We start from the raw sequence: 17,344 nt of genomic DNA, 5'->3' as shown, positions 1-17,344 counted from the left end.
CCCCGGCGTTCACGCCGGGGGCCCAGACCGTTTTACACGGCGTCACAGAAGCTGTGATCAAGCCCACGAATCCGCAGCTCGGAGGCCTGATCGGGGGGCTGTGCGGGTGCGATCGAGTTGACCTCCCGCTTTTATTACCAATACTGTTGACGGACCGTCAGCTGATAGGAAGTTGCGGAGCATAGCGCTGTAGCCATGTAACGGTCAAGGTCTATCTTTTCGGTCCACGCTTGGATCAAATGACGTCCACCTGTCTTTCATTGGTTTACCGGGAGGCCAAGAGCCAGACCGGTTTGGGGAGGACGTCACAACGTTGAAGATGACCAGGAAAGCCGCTGCGGCCGCCACGGCCGGGGCTGTCATAGCCGCGCTCGGCGCGGGGCTGTTCCCGAGCGTGGCCCTCGCGGCCGGCTCGGCGCCCGTGCCGAACGACCCGGCTGACGCCGTTCAGTCGGTCAAGACCGATCACAACCTGCCGGGCCCGCTGACCGAGAAGGTCGAGGCCGAGCAGAAGGCCGCCACCGAGCAGCTGCTCGCCGGCACCGCCCAGGTCGAGCAGCACGGCGGTAGCTCCAGCATCAAGCTGGGCAAGGACAAGTACGTCGAGCTGGCCCGTGAGCGCACGGACAAGATCTTCACCATCCTGGTCGACTTCAGCGACCAGGTGGACAACACCACGAAGACGCCGGACGGCAAGATCAAGTACGGCGGCACCCCCGGTCCGCAGCACAACCAGATCGCCAAGCCGGACGCTGCGACCAACAACTCCACGCTCTGGCAGGCTGACTACAACCAGCAGCACTACCAGGACATGTACTTCAGCAAGACCCAGGACTCGCTGAAGACCTTCTACGAGAAGCAGTCCTCGGGCCGCTACTCGGTCGACGGTCAGGTCACCGACTGGGTGAAGGTCCCGTGGAACGAGGCCCGCTACGGCTCGGACTACTGCGGCCAGCACGTCTGCAACAACGCGCAGGACCTGATCCGCGACGGCATCAACGCCTGGGTCGCCGACCAGAAGGCCAAGGGCCAGACGGACGCTCAGATCCAGGCCGTCATCGCGCAGTACGACCAGTGGGACCGGTACGACTTCGACCACGACGGCAACTTCAACGAGCCCGACGGTTACATCGACCACTTCCAGATCGTGCACTCCGGCGAGGACCAGTCGGCGGGCGGCGGCAAGCAGGGCACCGACGCGCTCTGGGCCCACCGCTCGTACGCCTACGGCACCCAGGCCGGCTCCACCGGCCCCGCCAACAACCTGCTCGGCGGCACCCCGGTCGGCTCGACCGGTGTCTGGATCGGCGACTACACCATGCAGCCCGAGAACGGCGGCCTCGGTGTCTTCGCCCACGAGTACGGCCACGACCTCGGTCTGCCGGACCTCTACGACACCTCGGGCAGCGGGATCGACAACTCGGTCGGCTTCTGGTCGCTGATGTCCTCCGGTTCCTGGCTCGGCGAGGGCAAGAACTCGATCGGCGACATGCCGAACGACCTCGACGCCTGGAGCAAGCTGCAGCTCGGCTGGCTGAACTACGACAAGGCCAAGGCCGGCACCGAGTCGACCCACCACATCGGCCCGGTCGAGTTCAACACCAAGCTGAAGCAGGCGCTCGTCGTCGACCTGCCGAAGAAGACCGTCACCACCACGATCAACACCCCGTTCGCGGGTGCCAACGAGTGGTGGAGCGGCAGCGCGGACGACCTGAACGTCTCGCTGACCCGTGACGTCGACCTGACCGGCAAGACCTCCGGTGCGCTGTCGGCCAAGGCCTGGTACGACATCGAGCAGGACTTCGACTACGGCTACGCCGAGGTCTCCACCGACGGTGGCGCCAACTGGACCGCCCTGAACGGCACCTTCAACGGGGTCGCGATCCCGAAGAACGCCGCCGACAAGGCCGGCCTGACCGGCAACTCGGGCAACAAGTGGGGCGACCTGTCGTTCCCGCTGGACGCCTACGCGGGTAAGGCCGTCAAGGTCCGCTTCCACTACACCACCGATGGCGGTCTGCACCTCAAGGGCCTGGCCCTGGACGACATCGCCATCACCGCCAACGGCTCCACCGTCTTCACCGACGGCGCCGAGAACGGCGACAACGGCTGGGCCCCCAAGGGCTTCTCGCGCATCACGGGCTCGTTCTCGAACGACTACGCCCAGTACTACATCGCCGAGAACCGCCAGTACATCTCGTACGACCGGACCCTCAAGACCGGCCCGTACAACTTCGGCTTCGCCAGCAAGCCGGGCTGGGTGGAGCACTACCCCTACCAGGCCGGTCTGCTGATCTGGCTGTGGGACACCTCCCAGAGTGACAACAACGTCACCAACCACCCGGGTTCGGGTCTGGTCCTCCCGATCGACTCGCACCCGGCGCCGCTGAAGTGGGCCGACGGCAGCCTGCTGCGTCCGCGCATCCAGGGCTACGACTCCACCTTCGGCTCGCGCAAGACCGACGGTCTGACCCTGCACAAGGCCGACGTCGAGACGGTCATCCCGAAGGCCAAGGGCGTCGACGAGTTCAGCGACCTCAAGTCGTACTGGTCGAAGGACAACCCGTACAGCAGCGTCATCGTCCCGAAGACCGGCACCAGCATCGAGGTCGAGAACGAGTCCTCGAACTACCTCGAGACCTGGATCCGCGTTCGCCCGGTCGACAACTGATCGAACTGAGCAGTGACGATCAGCCTGTGACCAGGCAGCACTGATACACCCCGTCCGGCCCGTCCCCGCACTGCGCGGGGGCGGGCCGGATGCTTTTCCGGACCGGCCCGGGCCCCGGCCGGACCGGACCGGCCCGGGGACGTCTGGGCCGGTCAGGACAGCAGGGCGAGGAAGGCGTCGACCGCCTCGGCGATGTCCTTGGCCGTCCACTCCATGGCCTCGGCGGCGACGGTGACCTCGGTCATCGCCAGGCCGGGGAGCCGGGGCTCGCGCCAGCCCCCGAACAGCGCCGTGCCGGACCGCTCGGCGAGCAGCAGCCCGGCCTCCTCCAGGCGGGCGGCCGGGTAGGGCAACCAGAGCTGGAACTGGTGGGTGTGCGGCGGGTCGGGGTACACCCGGGCGGCGGGCACGGCCGCGAAGGCCTCGGCGAGGGCCGCCGCCACGGTTCTGGCGTGCGCCACCCGGGCCTCCAGCCGGGGCAGTTCGCGGTCCAGCCCGGCCAGGGCGGCGAGGGCGGCCGGCCACTGTTGGAAGAGCTGGCCGCCGTAGCGGTGGCGCCATGCCTTGGCCGCGCGGACGAAGGGCGCCGGGCCTGCCAGCGCGGCGCCGCTGATCCCGCCGAGGGTCTTGTAGAAGGAGACGTAGACCGAGTCGGCGAGCCCGGTGATCTCCGGCAGCGGACGGCCGAGGTGGAAGGTCGACTCCCAGATCCGGGCGCCGTCCAGGTGCAGGGCGGCGCCGTGCTCCTCCCGGACCACGGCGGCGACGGCGGCCAGATCCGCCCACTGCGGCAGGACGAACCCGGCCTCGCGCAGCGGCAGCTCCAGGAGCAGGGCCGCGTACGGCTCGTCGAAGGCCCGCAGCTCGGCCACGGTCGGGATGCGCGGCGCGGTGGTCGGCCAGACGCTGCGCAGGCCGCCGAGGACGGTGAGGGCCTGCCGCTCGAACAGCTCGGTGTGGCCGAGCGGGTGCGTCGCGACGGTGCGCAGGCCGGCCGCCTCGGCGTGGATCCGCAGCGCGACCTGCTGGGCCATCGTGCCGGTGGGGAAGAAGGCCGCGTCCTCGGTGCCGAGCAGCCCGGCGACCCGGTGTTCCAGGGTGCGGACCACTCCGTCGCCGTACATGTCCGGTCGGCCGTCCAGGTCGTACGCGTTCGCGCCCTCCTCCGTGAGCGCGGCGATCCGTTCGCGCAGGCTCTGCGGCCGGGTGCCCGAGAGCAGCCGCTCGCAGCCGCGCAGGGCGGCGAAGCGGCGGTCCTGACTGCTCCGGCCGCCGCTGTCCGCGGTGCCGTCGGTGTCTTCGCTCCTGATGGCATACATGCGTCGATGGTCCCGCAGCTCGGCCGTCCGGTCAGCGGTGCGGACGTCGCGAATACCCGGGGTGGGCGGGAGTCGAGCAGAAGTGGGCCCGGCGTGGGACGGGAGTGGGGCGGAGCTGCAGCAGGGGTGCAGCGGGCGTCCGGCGGGGCGGGCCCGGGAACGCGGCTGGACGGCCGCCAAACCCGGGCGGCGGGTGGCTCTGGTCACAGGGGTCGACACCGGTACGACCGGCGGTAGTAGACCGCCCGGAGGGTCTCCGGAAGCTCAGATCCCATAACCGGACAATCCGATCTCATGATCGTTACTCCGTCAGCTTGAATCTCCGGCGCAACGCCGACTACACGCCGTAGTACGTCACACCGTTTGGGACTCCGCTCGGTGACGGTTACACCTGAGTGGTCCCCACCCAGCACGCCCGAACGGGCTCCGTGCTGCCCCCGTACGTCCGTGAGGTTGAGCTTCCCGATGTCCTCCGTCCCGCCCATGGGGCCGGCCCTCCGCCGCCTCGCCGCCCGCGCGGCAACCCACGCGGCGGACTGGCAGCCCCGACTCGGCCACGCCATCCGCACCCACGCCACACCGCTGCGCACGCTCACCGCGCCGCGGCACACCCTGCCCGGCACCCGGGCCTGGGCCGACCGGCACCGCACCGCCACCGCGGCCGGCGCGGCCGCGGTCATACTGTCCGGCGCCCTGCTGGTCGCCGCACCGGGCAGCGCCTCGGCGCAGACGGTCGCCCCCACCACCCCCGGCAGCTCGGCGTTCACCGCCCCGCAGAGCGCGGCGCCCGCGGCCGGCCTGGTCCAGGTGGCCGGCCCGAGCACCTACCAGCTGCCGCACGAGCACGACTCGGCACAGGAGTACGTGGCGGTCGCGGCGAACCTGCAGGCCCCCGAGCCGGCCCCGGCGCCCGCGCCCTCCTCGGACCAGGCCCCGGCCGCCGAGCCGGCTCCCGAGCCCGCTCCGGCACCCGCCCCCGAGCCCGCCCCGGCACCGGCCCCCGCGCCGGCCCCCGCGCCGGCCCCCGCACCGGAGTGGTCCGCGCCGGTACCGGGTGCGCCGACCAGCAACCCGTACGGCGTGGCCAACCCCGAGTACGCGGCCGGGTACCACACCGGCGTGGACTTCGCGGTCGCCCCTGGCACCCCGCTCCTCGCGGTCGGCAACGCCACCGTGGTGTCGGCCGGCTGGGACGGCGCCTACGGCAAGGAGGTCGTCCTGCGACTGGCGGACGGGCGCTACGCGCAGTACGCGCACATGTCGGCGCTCTCGGTCTCCGCGGGCGAGCGGGTGTCGGCCGGCGAGCAGATCGGCCGCTCCGGGAACACCGGCAACTCGACCGGTCCCCACCTGCACTTCGAGATCCGCTCCAGCAACCACTACGGCGCCGTGATCAACCCGATCGCGTACCTCTCCGGGCACGGCGTCACCGGGTTCTGATCCCCCCGGGGGTGACGGAGGCGGACGGCCTGGCCGTCCGCCTCCACGCGTTCAACCGCCGGTCGGCCACGGGCCTGGGCCGGCGGACCACGCCGCCGGTCAGACGTGCGCCGGGGGCCGGCGGATCAGGCCGCCGATCTCCAGCGCCACCCGCTGGGCGGCCGACATCGCCTCCTCCAGGGTGGCCACCCGCGCCTCGACCGCGCAGTGCTCCCGGGCGTCGTTCTGCTCCGAGACGTCCTGCTTGAGCATGAACAGCGCCGAGTTGATGGTGAACAGCGCCATCGTCGCCCGCAGCCGGTCCTCGAAGTCCGCGTCGGGACCGTGCACCAGCCGGATCATCGCGATCATGCGGTCCTTGAACTCCAGCCCGGCCGGCGACTCGCGCAGCGCGGGCTGGTTCTCGTGGAAGAACCGCAGCAGCGGCGCCCGCTCGGACATGCCCGCCGCGAACCGCCGGATCAGCTCGTCCCGCAGCTCCGGACTCCACTCCTGGTCACGGCCCCAGGCGATGGTCTCGTCGATCGGCGCGGCCATGCCCTGCACGATGCCGTGGACGATGTCGTCCTTGGTCTTGAAGTGGTAGTAGAGCGCCGCCTTGGTGACACCGAGCCGGTCGGCGATCTCCCGCAGCGAGGTCTGCTCGTACCCCTGCTCGGCGAAGAGCTCCAGCGCGACCGCGACGATCCGGGCCCGGGTGTCGCTACGGGGGCTGTGCGTCGTACCCATGGCCTGCCTCATGACTGCGTCGGTGACTGCTGCTGCGCTCGGTGAGCGCCCTCGGACGCTCGCCGTGGGCTCATTCTCCCTGCCCAGGGAGTCGGCGGGAAAACTGGCTTGACGCCCGACTAGTGGACAACTTACCGTGCCCACGGTCCAAGAAACTAGCCGGGCGACAAGTAAGTAAGCCACCGAAGGCCTGACGGTCGTCCCACATCCAGTCCGGGAGACACCACCCCATGTCACAACCGCAGGCCGACGCCCCGGCGCCGGAACAGAAGACGGCCGAGGAGGAGGCTCCACGGTCGCCGCGCGAGATCCGCCTGGTGATGACCGGCCTGGTCGTCACCATGCTGCTGGCCATGCTCGACAACCTGATCATCGGCACCGCGATGCCGACGATCGTCGGCGACCTCGGCGGCGCCGAGCACCTGTCCTGGGTCGTCACCGCGTACACCCTGGCCACCGCCGCCTCCACCCCGATCTGGGGCAAGCTCGGCGACCTCTACGGCCGCAAGGGCACCTTCCTCACCGCCATCGTGATCTTCCTGGCGGGCTCGGCGCTCTCCGGCCTCTCGCAGAACATGAACGAGCTGATCGGTTTCCGCGCCCTCCAGGGCCTGGGCGCCGGCGGCCTGATGGTCGGCGTGATGTCGATCATGGGCGCGCTCATCCCGCCGCGCGACCGCGGCAAGTACCAGGGCATGTTCGCCGCGGTGATGGCGCTCGCGACCATCGGCGGCCCGCTGATCGGCGGCTTCATCACCGATCACCTCAACTGGCACTGGACCTTCTACATCAACCTGCCGCTCGGCGTGGTCGCCCTCGCCGTCGTCATGGTCACCCTGAAGCTGCCGAAGGTCCGCTCGACCGCCCGGATCGACTACCTCGGCGCCCTGCTGCTCACCACCGGCATCACCGCGCTGACCCTGATCACCACCTGGGGCGGCCAGGAGTACGCCTGGGGCTCCAAGCAGATCCTCGGCCTGGCCGCGCTGGCCGCCGCCTCGCTGATCGCGTTCTGCTACGTCGAGCAGCGGGTCGAGGAGCCGATGCTCCCGCTCGACCTGTTCAAGAACCTGAACTTCACCCTGGTCTCGGTGATCGGCTTCGTCGTCGGCTTCGTGATGTTCGGCTCGACCGTCTTCCTGCCGCTCTACCAGCAGACCGTCCAGGGCGCCTCGGCCACCAACTCCGGCCTGCTGCTGATGCCGATGATGTTCGGCATGCTGGTCGTCTCGCTGGCCGTCGGCCAGGCGGTGACCAAGACCGGCAAGTACCGGATCTTCCCGATCATCGGTACGGCCGTGATGGCCGGCGGCTCGCTGCTGCTGTCCACGCTGTCCACCGACACCAGCACGTTCACCTCGGCCTGCTTCATGGTGGTGCTCGGCGCCGGCATGGGCTTCCTGATGCAGATCACCATGCTGGTCGCGCAGAACAGCGTCGAGCTCAAGGACATGGGCGTGGCCAGCTCCACCGCCACCCTGTTCCGCACCATCGGCGGCTCCTTCGGTGTGGCCCTGTTCGGCGCGCTGTTCAACAGCCGCGTCACCGAGACCATGAAGGACCGGCTCGGCGAGGCCGCCACCGGCGGCGTGCAGGGCGACCCGGGCCAGATGAGCCCGGCCGCGCTCAAGGCGCTGCCCGCGCCCGTCCAGGACGCGTACCACCACGCCGTGGCCAACGGGATGCACACCGTCTTCCTCTGGGGTGCGGCGGTCGCCGTGATCGCGATCGCCGCGGCGGTCTTCATGCGCGAGGTCCCGCTGCGGGGCTCCGGCGCCCCGACGGCGGACGACAAGGGCAAGGCCACCGAGCCCAACGTCGAGGCCGTCGCGATCTGACGCCCGGAAGTCCTCCCCCCTCCCCGGCCGGGGAGGGGGGATTTCGCGTTACTGGCGGCAGTTCGCGTTACTGCGGCAGTCGGTAGACGCCCTGCTCGACCGGCTCGACCAGGCCGTCGGCGACCAGTCCGTCCAGTGCCCTGGCCCGCTGCACCGCGTCCGGCCAGACGGCGTCCAACCGGGCCTGCTCCACCGTGCCGTACGCGTCGCGCAGCACCGCCAGCAGCTTGCCGCGCACCTGGCGGTCCGTCCCCTCGTAGGACTGGCCGCGCCGGGCCGGGCCCTCGTACGGCGGGCAGCCGGCCCGCTGCCAGGCGCAGTGGGTGAACAGCGGGCAGCCGCCGCACTCCGGGCTGCGCGCGGTGCAGACCAGCGCGCCGAGCTCCATCACGCCGACCGCCCAGGTCGCCGCGGTCTCCGCCGGCTCCGGCAGCAGCGCCGTCGCCGTCCGGCGCTCGGCCGCCGTGGTGGCCTGCGCCGGGTACTCCACGCCCGTCACCGCGCGGGCGAACACCCGGCGCACATTGGTGTCCAGCACCACGTGCCGCTGGCGGAAGGCGAACGAGGCCACCGCCGCGGCCGTGTACTCCCCCACCCCGGGCAGCCCGAGCAGCGTCGCGTGGTCGTCCGGCACCTGGCCGCCGTGCTCCTCGGTGATCGCCACCGCGGCCGCGTGCAACCGCAGGGCCCGGCGCGGGTAGCCCAGCCGGCCCCACATCCGGACGGCCTCGCCGGGGGCGTCGGCCGCCAGGTCGGCGGGGGTCGGCCAGCGCTCCAGCCACGCCTCGTAGGCGGGCAGCACCCGCTTCACCGGGGTCTGCTGGAGCATGAACTCGCTCACCATTACCGCCCAGGGCGAGGCCTCCGGGGTCCGCCAGGGCAGATCGCGCGCGTTGGCCTCGTACCAGCCGAGGACGGTCGAGTGCAGTACCGGCAGCGGGAGGGCGGCGGGACCGGGGGCGGGGGTGACGGTGATGGCAGCCATGGCCCTTCGATCCTCCCACGCCCGCGGCCCCGGCCGAAGCGGAGTCGTGAATTCCGAATTCCCTCGAAAGAGGTCCTCCCGCACTCCCCCGAACGGCGCAAATGGCGGATCATGTGAAGGAAGGGGCGACAGTGCGGTGTTGGTGAGTCAAAGGGCACACACTGTCTCGTAGAGTTTGGGCGTGCCTTCTCTGCGTCAACCCGTGGGACCGCTTCCGGCTTCGATCTACTGGCGTCGGCGCATCGTCATGCTCGCCGCCCTCGCCGCGGTCGTCGCCCTGATTCTCTGGCTGATGTCCGATCAGGGCGACGGCGGTGGACAGGGCAAGGCCGCGCAAGCCGTGCCGTCCCAGTCCCAGACCCCCGCCCAGGCGATCACACCCGGTGCCTCCCCGAGCGGTCCCGCCAACACGCTGCGCCCCGGCGGGGGCGGCAGCAGCGGGGGCGGCAGCGGCGGTCCCGGTGGCGGCACCGGCGGCGGTGCGGTGTCCGGCTCCGGTGGCGGCGATGTCAGCCTCGGCACGGGCGGGACGGGCGGCGGCAGCGCACCCAACCCGGCTCCGGCCACCGGCGGCGCGGGCGGAACCGCGGCGGGTGGCACGGCGGCGGGCGGCACGGCGGCGGGCGGGGCCGGCGGCACCGGAGGCGGAGCGGCCGGCGGTACCGGCGCACCCGCGGTGAACACCGCCGAGGTCATGGCGCTGCCGGTCTGCGCCTCCTCCGCGGTGACGCTGGAGCTGTCCAGCGCCCAGAACTCCTACCAGCCCAAGGACAAGCCGCGCCTGGCGCTGACCGTCCACAACGCCTCCGGCACCAACTGCCGGGTGGACCTGGGCCGGACGGCCTCCGCGATCACGGTGACGGCCAGCAGCAGCGAGCGGATCTGGTCCTCCGGCGACTGCCCCTCGGACCGCGGCGCCACCTGGGTGCAGATCCCGGCGAACAACGGCCTGACCGAGACGTTCACCTGGGACCGCAGCCGCAGCAAGCCCCAGTGCGCCACCGCCGACGCGGCGCCCGCGCCGGCCGGCAACTACCTGGTGGTCGCCGACCTCACCGGCCTGTCCGGTGGTCAGGTGTCGGCGCGCTCCTCGATCCGCCTGGAGAGCTGACCCGCACTCAGCCCCCCGTGCAGCACGGAAGCCCCGGCCCGAAGGCCGGGGCTTCGCCGTGTTCGGGGGCTGCTCGCCGAACTTCCCTTGAGCCCCGGGGCCGGTCCGTGTCAGACCCGGCCCGGGGGCGGGCAGGCCCCGGGGGCCTGGTCAGACGTAGCGCTCCAGGATGGACGATTCGGCAAGTCGCGACAGGCCCTCGCGCACCGAGCGGGCGCGGGTCTCGCCGACGCCCTCGACCGTCTGCAGATCGTCGATGCTGGCCGCGAGCAGCTTCTGCAGACCGCCGAAGTGCTCGACCAGCCGCTCTATCACCGTGTTCGGCAGCCGCGGGATCTTGGCCAGCAGCCGGTAGCCGCGCGGCGAGACCGCCGAGTCCAGGGACTCCGGCGAGCCCGAGTAGCCGAGCGCCTTGGCGACCGTCTGCAGGTCGAGCAGCTCGGCGTGGGTCAGCGCCTCCAGGTCGGCCAGCACCTCGGTGACCGTCCGGCCCTTCTTGGCGGCCCGCTCCGGGAAGTAGTCCCGGGCGACCAGCTCACGCTCCGGCTCCACGCCCGCGATCAGCTCGTCCAGCTGGAGCGAGAGGAGTCGGCCGTCCGTCCCGAGCTCCAGCACGTAGCCGGCGATCTCGGTGGCGATCAGCCGGACCATCTCCAGCCGCTGGGCGACGGCGGTGACATCCCGGACCGTCACCAGGTCCTCGATCTCCAGGGCGGAGAGCGTGCCGGCCACCTCGTCCAGCCGGAGCTTGTAACGCTCCAGGGTGGCCAGCGCCTGGTTGGCCCGGGAGAGGACGGTCGTGGAGTCCTCCAGCACCCGGCGGGTGCCGTTGACGTACATCGCGATCAGCCGCATCGAGTGCGAGACCGCGACCACCGGGAACCCGGTCTGCCGGTTGACCCGCTCCGCGGTGCGGTGGCGGGTACCCGTCTCGTCGGTGGGGATGGTGGAGTCCGGCATCAGGTGGACCCCGGCCCGGACGATCTTGGTGATGTCCTTGTCCAGCACCACCGCGCCGTCGAGCTTGCACAGCTCGCGCAGCCGCGTGGCGGTGAACTCGACGTCCAGGACGAACCCGCCGGTACAGATCGACTCGACCGTCTTGTCGAAGCCGAGCACGATCAACCCGCCGGTGTTCGCCCGCAGCACCCGCTCCAGGCCGTCACGCAGCCCCGTGCCGGGCGCGATGGCGCTGAGGGAGGCCCGTAGCAGGGCCTCCTCACGGGAGGACTTGTCCGCCCGGTCGCTGGCTGCCACGTGACTCCTCCGGTCGACCCCGTACCGCGCGCCTCGCGCCGTGCGCCGGCCTACGGTCTGTTGCTCTGTCGCTTATTACTGCCTTATCGGCAATTAGACAGGGGAAAGTCTAACTGCGTGCGGCAATAACAGAGCCTGGGTCAGCGCGGTTCGTCTCAGTCCAGGGGTTCCCACCCCTCCATGAGCTCCTCCGGGTAGGCGGCGACGGGGGCTTCGCGGCGGGCCCCGCGGGGGGCCGGCGGGGTCTCGCGCGGTGCCCCGGACCCCTCGCGGGGCGCCGACGACGCCTCACCCCGGGGCTTGGCGGCAGCGCGGCGGCGGCCGGGAATGGCCCGCAGCGCCTCGCCGATGTCGGCCACCTCGACCACCTTCATGCCCGGCGGCACCTTGCCCGGATCCGGCGGGACCAGCGCGTGGGTGAAGCCCAGGCGGTGTGCCTCGGCCAGGCGCCGCTGCACACCCGTCACCCGCCGCACCTCGCCCGCCAGACCGACCTCGCCGATCGCCACCAGGTTGCTCGGGAGCGGGGTGTCCGAGGAGGAGCTGGCCACGGCGAGGGCGATCGCGAGGTCCGCCGACGGCTCGCTGAGCTTCACCCCGCCGACCGTCGCGGTGTAGATGTCCTGCTTGCCGAGCTTGACCCCGCCGTGCCGCTCGACCACGGCCAGGATCATCGCGATCCGGGGCGACTCCAGACCGGAGGTCGTCCGGCGAGGGGAGGGGATCTGCGAATCCACCATCAGCGCCTGCACCTCCGCCACCAGCGGACGGCGGCCCTCCAGGGTGACGGTCAGGCAGGTACCGGGAACGGGCTTGTCACGCCTGGTCAGGAAAAGCCCGGACGGGTCGGCCAGGCCCACGATGCCCTCGTCGTGCAGCTCGAAGCAGCCGACCTCGTCGGTGGCGCCGTACCGGTTCTTGATCCCGCGGATGATGCGCAGCCGGGCGTGGCGGTCCCCCTCGAAGCTCAGCACCACGTCCACCAGGTGCTCCAGCAGGCGGGGGCCGGCGATCTGGCCGTCCTTGGTGACATGGCCGACCAGCAGGGTGGCCATGCCGCGGTCCTTGGACGCCCGGATCAGCGCACCGGCCACCTCGCGGACCTGGGCCGGCCCGCCGGGCGCACCGTCCAGCTCGGCGGAGGCGATGGTCTGCACCGAGTCCAGGATCAGCAGGCCCGGGTTCACCGCGTCGATGTGCCCGAGGACGGCGCCGAGATCGGACTCGGCGGCGAGGTAGAGGTGGTCGGAGAGCGCGTTGATCCGGTCCGCCCGCAGCCGGACCTGGCCGGCCGACTCCTCGCCGGTGACGTAGAGCGTGCGGTGCTGCGCGCTGGCCGCCTTGGCCGCGACGTCCAGCAGCAGGGTGGACTTGCCGACGCCGGGCTCGCCGGCCAGCAGCACCACGGCGCCGGGGACGATGCCGCCGCCGAGCACCCGGTCCAGCTCGGGCACGCCGGTCGAGCGGGCGGTGGCGACCTGCCCGTCGACCTGGGCGATCGGCCGGGCGGGCGCGCTGACCGGTCCGGCCGCCGTCGTCCTGATCGGTACCGCGCCGTACTCCTCGACCGTGCCCCAGGCGTTGCACTCCGGGCACCGGCCGACCCACTTGGGCAGCTGGTTGCCGCACTCGGTGCAGCGGTACGCCGGGCGCGGCTTGGCGGTGGTCTTGGTGCGGGCAGCCATGCGGCCACCGTAGCGGCTGGGTCGGACAACGGGCCGCGGGCGGGGGCTCGGACGGGGCGCGGGCGGGGGCGCGGGCGAGGGGCTCAGGCCGGGGCGCGGGGGCGTGGGCCGGGGCGCGGTCCGGGGCGCGGAGGCTCGCACCGGGTCCACGAATGGGCGATGTTGTTACCCGAAAGAAGTACAACAGGAGGGAAACGCCCGGGCTCGGGCCCGCGCCTCTCTACCGTCGGTCGGGTGACGACGAGTACTGACAGGTCCACCGGCGCCGTGCTCGCGGCCTACGACCGGCAGGTGGACGCCCTGTTCACCTACTGCCTCTCGGTGCTGTGCGAGCACGACGCGGCCGCCGCCGCCCTGCGGGAGGTGCGCGAGCTGGCGCTGCGGCACGGCGTGCGACTGGCCGAGCCCGGACTGGTGCGGCCCTGGCTGTACTCGCTGGCGCGGTACTGCTGCCTGCGCCGGCTGGAGGCCGGCCCCGGACCGGCGGACGGCCCAAGCCCCTCGGCCGCCGAGGCGACCCGGCGGCGGCGCGAGCTGGCCTCGCTCGCCTGGCCCGAGGCCGCGGGCACCGATCCCGAACAGCGGGAGGCGCTGGAGCTGTCGGTCCGCCACCGGCTGAGCCCGATCGAGGTGGCGGCCGTCCTCGGCGTCCCGCTCGACACCGCCCGCGCGCTGCTGGCCTCGGCGGAGGCGGAGGTCGGCCGGACCAGGGCGGCGCTGCTGGTGCTCGGCGTCGGCAGCTGCCCCGAGCTGGACCGGCTCGGCGGGGCCGGGGCGGAGAGCTGGCGGGACTGGGTGCTCGGGCCGGCGCTGCGCCGGGAGCTGGTGCAGCACGTGGTGGACTGCCCGACCTGCCGGGGGACGGCGGAGCGGGTGGCCGGGGAGGTGGCCGAGGGGGTCTCGGGGATGTCCGGGCTGCCGGTGCTGTCGGCCCCGGCGGCCGCGCCGGAGCGGGAGGGCGGGGTGGTCTTCCTGCCGGGCGCGGGCCCGGCGGGCGCGCCCGGGCGGCGGGCGGCGGGGCCGGTACCGGTGACCGAGCCGGGCCTGCGGTTCGACCAGGGCGGGTTCCCCCGGCACCGGCTGCCGGACGCGGGCCGGAGCCTGGCGGTGCGCCGCCGGGTGGTGACCACCGGGGTGCTGGCGGCCGTGCTGGCCGCGCCGGTGGTGGCGCTCTGGGCCGGTCACCGGGGTGGTGGCGGGGCCTCGGCGGCGGCCTCGGTCTCCTCGGTCCGGGTCGAGGACGACGGACGGGCCGCCGGTCAGCGGCCGCCGGGCGCGGTGACCGGGTCCGCGCTGGTCCAGCAAGGTCCGGCCGAGCAGGCCCGCGGGGGCGCCCCGGCCGTGCCCGGTCTGGAGCTGGCGGGGGCCGGCCCGGCACCTGCAGAAACGTTGCTTCCTGGATTCCTGGGCCCTGCTGTCCCGGTACCGAGCCACGGTGCGACTCCGCTGGGCAGTCCGACCCTGACCGCCACCCCGGCCCCGCCCGCCGGGCCTGGCGCGGTCCAGCAGCCCGCCCCCGTCGGACTGCTCACCGTCGAGGCGGGCGGGTACGGCAACCGGACGGTGCTCACCCTGACCAACTCCGGCGGCACCGAGATCCGCTGGCACGCCGTGGTGGACGCCGCCTGGCTCCGGCTCAGCCGGGACTCCGGGACGCTCGCCCCGGGCCAGCGGATCACCGTGATCGTCTCGGTGGACGAGGACCTCGCCCCGGGCAATCACTGGACGGCCCGGATCGCGCTGCCGCCCTCGCAGGCGGTGGTCACCCTGGAGGGCGGACCGCACAACCGCGGCGGCAGTACCCCCGTCCCGGGCGAGCCCGCGTCGACGGCGGATCCGACCGACACCCCGACCGGCGCCCCGACCGGCAGTCCGGCGGCCACGCCGTCCCCGACCGCCACCGCGCCGGGGCACCCCTCCCCCGGGACGCCGTCGGCGACCGCCACCCCGTCCGGGCCCGGGGCGACGGCCTCGCCGTCGCCGTCCACCCGGCCGTCCACGCCTGCGCCGTCCACCCCGCCGTCCACCCCGTCGTCCTCCCCGGCCTCGCCGCCCGCCCCGGCCTCCTCCGCCACCGCCGATCCGGCGCCGACCTCCCCGGCTCCGACGGCCACCGCCACCCCGCACTGAGCCCGTCGGGCCAGGGCCTCAGGAGGTCAGCCCGGAGACCGCGTCGCCGATGTACTTCGCCCCGAGGACGACCAGGACCACCATCATGATCGCCGCGTTGTGCGTGGCCATCCACGCCTTCCACTCCCCCAGCACCCTGACCGACCGGTCCCCGCCGAACAGGTAGACCGACAGCGGCAGCAGGGTGCAGAGCGAGCCGATCAGCACCATCAGCGCGGCGGCCACCGACTTGCCGCCACCGGAGGCGTCGCTGGTCGCGATCGAGACGGCGCCGCCGACCGCGAGCACCAGGTTCTTCGGGTTGACCGCCACCAGGGCGGCGGCGAGTCCGGCCGCCCTGGCCGGGGTGAAGCGGTCGAGGGCCTGCATCCACTTCGGCGGGGGCTGCACCCGGCCCGCGCGCGGGCGGCCCCGCCACTGCTTGAGGCCGAGCAGCACGAACAGCGCGCCGAAGGCCAGCTTCAGCCACCACGCCCAGGTCGGCTCGGCGGTCCCGGTGTCCAGGCCCGAGCCGACCAGCACCACCACCGTGACCAGCGCCGTCAGTGCCACCACCCAGCCGGCCGTGAACGCCAGGCCGTTGGACCTTCCCTTCGGAGTGGCCAGCATCAGGATCACCGCGACCAGCGGCATCGGGCTGATCGCGATTCCCACGGCCGAGGCCAGCATCTGGCCGACGGCGTCACCCATTCCTGTGTCCCTTCCTCGCCGCGCGATCCCTCACGACGCGCGGCCCCTCACGCCGCGCGGCCCCTCACGAGTCGACTACGTGGATCCGGGCCTGCCGGTCCGGCCGGTCGGGTCCGCGGGAGCGGATCCGCGGGCTCAGCGCGGTCGGCTCAGATCCGCCGGATCGGTGGCACCCGGTACGTGCCGTCCAGCGCGGCCGGCGTCGGTTGGTAGATCCGGATGATCGGCCGGAACCCGCCCTCCGGGGTCGGCAGCCAGTTCGCCGCCGCGGCCGGGTCCGCGGGCCGCTCGTGCTGGAGCAGCAGCGTCAGCGAGCCGCCCTCGCCGTACACCAGGCCGGGCGTGCGGTCGCCGACCGAGTAGCGCCCGAGGGGGTTCGCCACCAGGTAGTAGTCCGGCAGGGAGTACATGGTGACGGACCAGAAGGCGCCGGCCGGCGGCGGCTCGTCGAAGCGCAGGGTGTAGGCGTGGGCGCCGCTGAGCGGGCGGCCGTCGGCGTCGTCGTACGTCATCGCGTACACCGACTCGTAGGCGTGGTTGCCCCAGAGCCCGGCGCGGGCGGCGGCGGCCCGGCTCAGATAGGCGGCGCGCCGGTCGGGGATGCGCCACTCGGGGTCGTCGAGGGTGCCCGGGCCGAGGAAGTCGACGTTGTAGTCGAACAGGTGCAGCGCCGAGCGCCACTCACCGGCCGGGTGGTCCTCCGGCGGCCGGGTGGCGTCCTCGACCCGTTCACGGCCCGCCGCCAGGCCCTTGAGCAGGGCGAGCGTCCACTCCGGGGCGGCGGCGCGGTACGGCGAGGGGCCGGCGTCGAGCAGGCCGAGCGGGGCGAACCGCTGCTGGTACTCGATGTCGGGCCCGGCGGGCGGGAAGGCCGCCATCCAGACCCGCAGCCGTTCGAAGAAGGCCAGCCGCTCGGGCACCTCGGGGTCCGGCTCGGGCAGCCCGGCCGCCAGTCCGCCCGGCTCCAGCGGGGCGAGCGTCAGCCCGTCCTGGAGGGCCCGGACCCGCGGCAGGTCGTCGGGGCCGGTGCAGGCGAAGCGGCCGACGATGGTCGCGACCGCGGTCGGCGAGACGATGACGTTCTCCCGGCCCCCGCTGGGGGTGCCGTGCCAGCCGGGCGGGACGATCAGCCAGGTCCGCTCGCCGGTGCCGGTGGCGCGGCGGCCGACGTAGGCGAAGTTGTCGGTCCAGGCGCCGACGAACTGCAGCACGTAGTAGGCCCCGGCGGTGTCCGGGACGTGCAGCACCTGCGGGCCCTCGGAGAAGTCGAGCTGGGCGATCGAGTACACGGTGTCGTTGTTGACGGAGACGAAGGTGTCCTCCGGCTGCGCCAGGCGGGTCGCGTGGCTGAATCCGTTGAACGGAGCCGCGGGCAGGACGCCCAGGCCGCCCTGGGTGAAGCGCTCGACCATGGTGAGGGAGGACACCAGCGGGTAGCCGTAGACGTAGGCGTCGGCGGCCAGGGCCTCCAACTCGGGCTGGGTCATTC

At 72.8% G+C, this 17,344-nt stretch carries 12 protein-coding genes; 5 read left to right on the top strand and 7 right to left on the bottom strand.

Translation table 11 applies throughout. The annotated features are described in order from the left end of the window. Positions 1 to 319: 319 nt before the first annotated feature. On the top strand, positions 320 to 2,671 hold the full coding sequence (locus ACGFZP_RS25765; RefSeq protein ID WP_392937274.1) for an immune inhibitor A domain-containing protein: 2,352 nt from the start codon (positions 320 to 322) through the stop codon (positions 2,669 to 2,671). A 152-nt stretch (positions 2,672 to 2,823) separates the two neighbouring features. Here the strand turns inward: ACGFZP_RS25765 and ACGFZP_RS25760 are convergent, their stop codons facing one another. Continuing rightward, positions 2,824 to 3,990, bottom strand: coding sequence for a threonine aldolase family protein (locus ACGFZP_RS25760; protein ID WP_392937272.1), 1,167 nt, complete (start codon positions 3,988 to 3,990; stop codon positions 2,824 to 2,826). A gap of 483 nt (positions 3,991 to 4,473) precedes the next feature. On the opposite strand from ACGFZP_RS25760, the gene ACGFZP_RS25755 reads away from it, so the two are divergent. Continuing rightward, on the top strand, positions 4,474 to 5,430 hold the full coding sequence (locus ACGFZP_RS25755) for a M23 family metallopeptidase (RefSeq protein WP_392937271.1): 957 nt from the start codon (positions 4,474 to 4,476) through the stop codon (positions 5,428 to 5,430). Positions 5,431 to 5,529: 99 nt separating this feature from the next. Here ACGFZP_RS25755 and ACGFZP_RS25750 read toward each other — a convergent pair whose 3' ends face one another. Then, positions 5,530 to 6,159, bottom strand: a complete 630-nt coding sequence (locus ACGFZP_RS25750) for a TetR/AcrR family transcriptional regulator (protein WP_392937268.1) — start codon at positions 6,157 to 6,159, stop codon at positions 5,530 to 5,532. A gap of 230 nt (positions 6,160 to 6,389) precedes the next feature. On the opposite strand from ACGFZP_RS25750, the gene ACGFZP_RS25745 reads away from it, so the two are divergent. Beyond that, complete coding sequence (locus ACGFZP_RS25745) at positions 6,390 to 7,997, top strand: MDR family MFS transporter (protein WP_392937266.1); 1,608 nt, start codon at positions 6,390 to 6,392, stop codon at positions 7,995 to 7,997. A gap of 67 nt (positions 7,998 to 8,064) precedes the next feature. Here ACGFZP_RS25745 and ACGFZP_RS25740 read toward each other — a convergent pair whose 3' ends face one another. Then, positions 8,065 to 8,982, bottom strand: coding sequence for an A/G-specific adenine glycosylase (locus ACGFZP_RS25740; RefSeq protein ID WP_392937263.1), 918 nt, complete (start codon positions 8,980 to 8,982; stop codon positions 8,065 to 8,067). A gap of 181 nt (positions 8,983 to 9,163) precedes the next feature. Between ACGFZP_RS25740 and ACGFZP_RS25735 the strand changes: the two genes are divergently transcribed. Then, positions 9,164 to 10,093 (top strand): hypothetical protein, encoded by a 930-nt coding sequence (locus ACGFZP_RS25735; RefSeq protein WP_392937261.1) that lies wholly within the window; start codon positions 9,164 to 9,166, stop codon positions 10,091 to 10,093. A gap of 150 nt (positions 10,094 to 10,243) precedes the next feature. Here ACGFZP_RS25735 and disA read toward each other — a convergent pair whose 3' ends face one another. Together disA and radA are read right to left on the bottom strand one after the other, a co-directional pair. After that, positions 10,244 to 11,350, bottom strand: a complete 1,107-nt coding sequence (gene disA, locus ACGFZP_RS25730) for a DNA integrity scanning diadenylate cyclase DisA (protein ID WP_387946773.1) — start codon at positions 11,348 to 11,350, stop codon at positions 10,244 to 10,246. A 155-nt stretch (positions 11,351 to 11,505) separates the two neighbouring features. Continuing rightward, positions 11,506 to 13,035 (bottom strand): DNA repair protein RadA, encoded by a 1,530-nt coding sequence (radA, locus tag ACGFZP_RS25725; protein ID WP_392937258.1) that lies wholly within the window; start codon positions 13,033 to 13,035, stop codon positions 11,506 to 11,508. Between the two features lie 234 nt (positions 13,036 to 13,269). On the opposite strand from radA, the gene ACGFZP_RS25720 reads away from it, so the two are divergent. Beyond that, a complete protein-coding gene (locus tag ACGFZP_RS25720) occupies positions 13,270 to 15,165 on the top strand; it encodes a sigma-70 family RNA polymerase sigma factor (protein ID WP_392937256.1) in 1,896 nt (631 codons plus the stop codon). A gap of 18 nt (positions 15,166 to 15,183) precedes the next feature. Here the strand turns inward: ACGFZP_RS25720 and ACGFZP_RS25715 are convergent, their stop codons facing one another. Together ACGFZP_RS25715 and ACGFZP_RS25710 are read right to left on the bottom strand one after the other, a co-directional pair. Further along, a complete protein-coding gene (locus ACGFZP_RS25715; protein ID WP_392937253.1) occupies positions 15,184 to 15,855 on the bottom strand; it encodes a GAP family protein in 672 nt (223 codons plus the stop codon). 149 nt (positions 15,856 to 16,004) lie between these two features. Further along, complete coding sequence (locus ACGFZP_RS25710) at positions 16,005 to 17,342, bottom strand: DUF1254 domain-containing protein (protein WP_392937251.1); 1,338 nt, start codon at positions 17,340 to 17,342, stop codon at positions 16,005 to 16,007. Positions 17,343 to 17,344 lie beyond the last annotated feature (2 nt).

It is taken from the genome of Kitasatospora sp. NPDC048239, assembly GCF_043202015.1.
Taxonomy (GTDB): domain Bacteria; phylum Actinomycetota; class Actinomycetes; order Streptomycetales; family Streptomycetaceae; genus Kitasatospora.
Note: the sequence above shows the minus strand (reverse complement) of the source record. Positions and strands in the feature narration are given on the sequence as shown.

What these genes read in the sequence shown, in the direction of transcription:
- ACGFZP_RS25765 (WP_392937274.1), top strand. Translation starts at nt 320, where the DNA reads ATGACCAGGAAAGCCGCTGCGGCCGCCACGGCCGGGGCTGTCATAGCC.
- ACGFZP_RS25760 (WP_392937272.1), bottom strand. Translation starts at nt 3,990, where the DNA reads ATGTATGCCATCAGGAGCGAAGACACCGACGGCACCGCGGACAGCGGC.
- ACGFZP_RS25755 (WP_392937271.1), top strand. Translation starts at nt 4,474, where the DNA reads ATGGGGCCGGCCCTCCGCCGCCTCGCCGCCCGCGCGGCAACCCACGCG.
- ACGFZP_RS25750 (WP_392937268.1), bottom strand. Translation starts at nt 6,159, where the DNA reads ATGGGTACGACGCACAGCCCCCGTAGCGACACCCGGGCCCGGATCGTC.
- ACGFZP_RS25745 (WP_392937266.1), top strand. Translation starts at nt 6,390, where the DNA reads ATGTCACAACCGCAGGCCGACGCCCCGGCGCCGGAACAGAAGACGGCC.
- ACGFZP_RS25740 (WP_392937263.1), bottom strand. Translation starts at nt 8,982, where the DNA reads ATGGCTGCCATCACCGTCACCCCCGCCCCCGGTCCCGCCGCCCTCCCG.
- radA (WP_392937258.1), bottom strand. Translation starts at nt 13,035, where the DNA reads ATGGCTGCCCGCACCAAGACCACCGCCAAGCCGCGCCCGGCGTACCGC.
- ACGFZP_RS25715 (WP_392937253.1), bottom strand. Translation starts at nt 15,855, where the DNA reads ATGGGTGACGCCGTCGGCCAGATGCTGGCCTCGGCCGTGGGAATCGCG.
- ACGFZP_RS25710 (WP_392937251.1), bottom strand. Translation starts at nt 17,342, where the DNA reads ATGACCCAGCCCGAGTTGGAGGCCCTGGCCGCCGACGCCTACGTCTAC.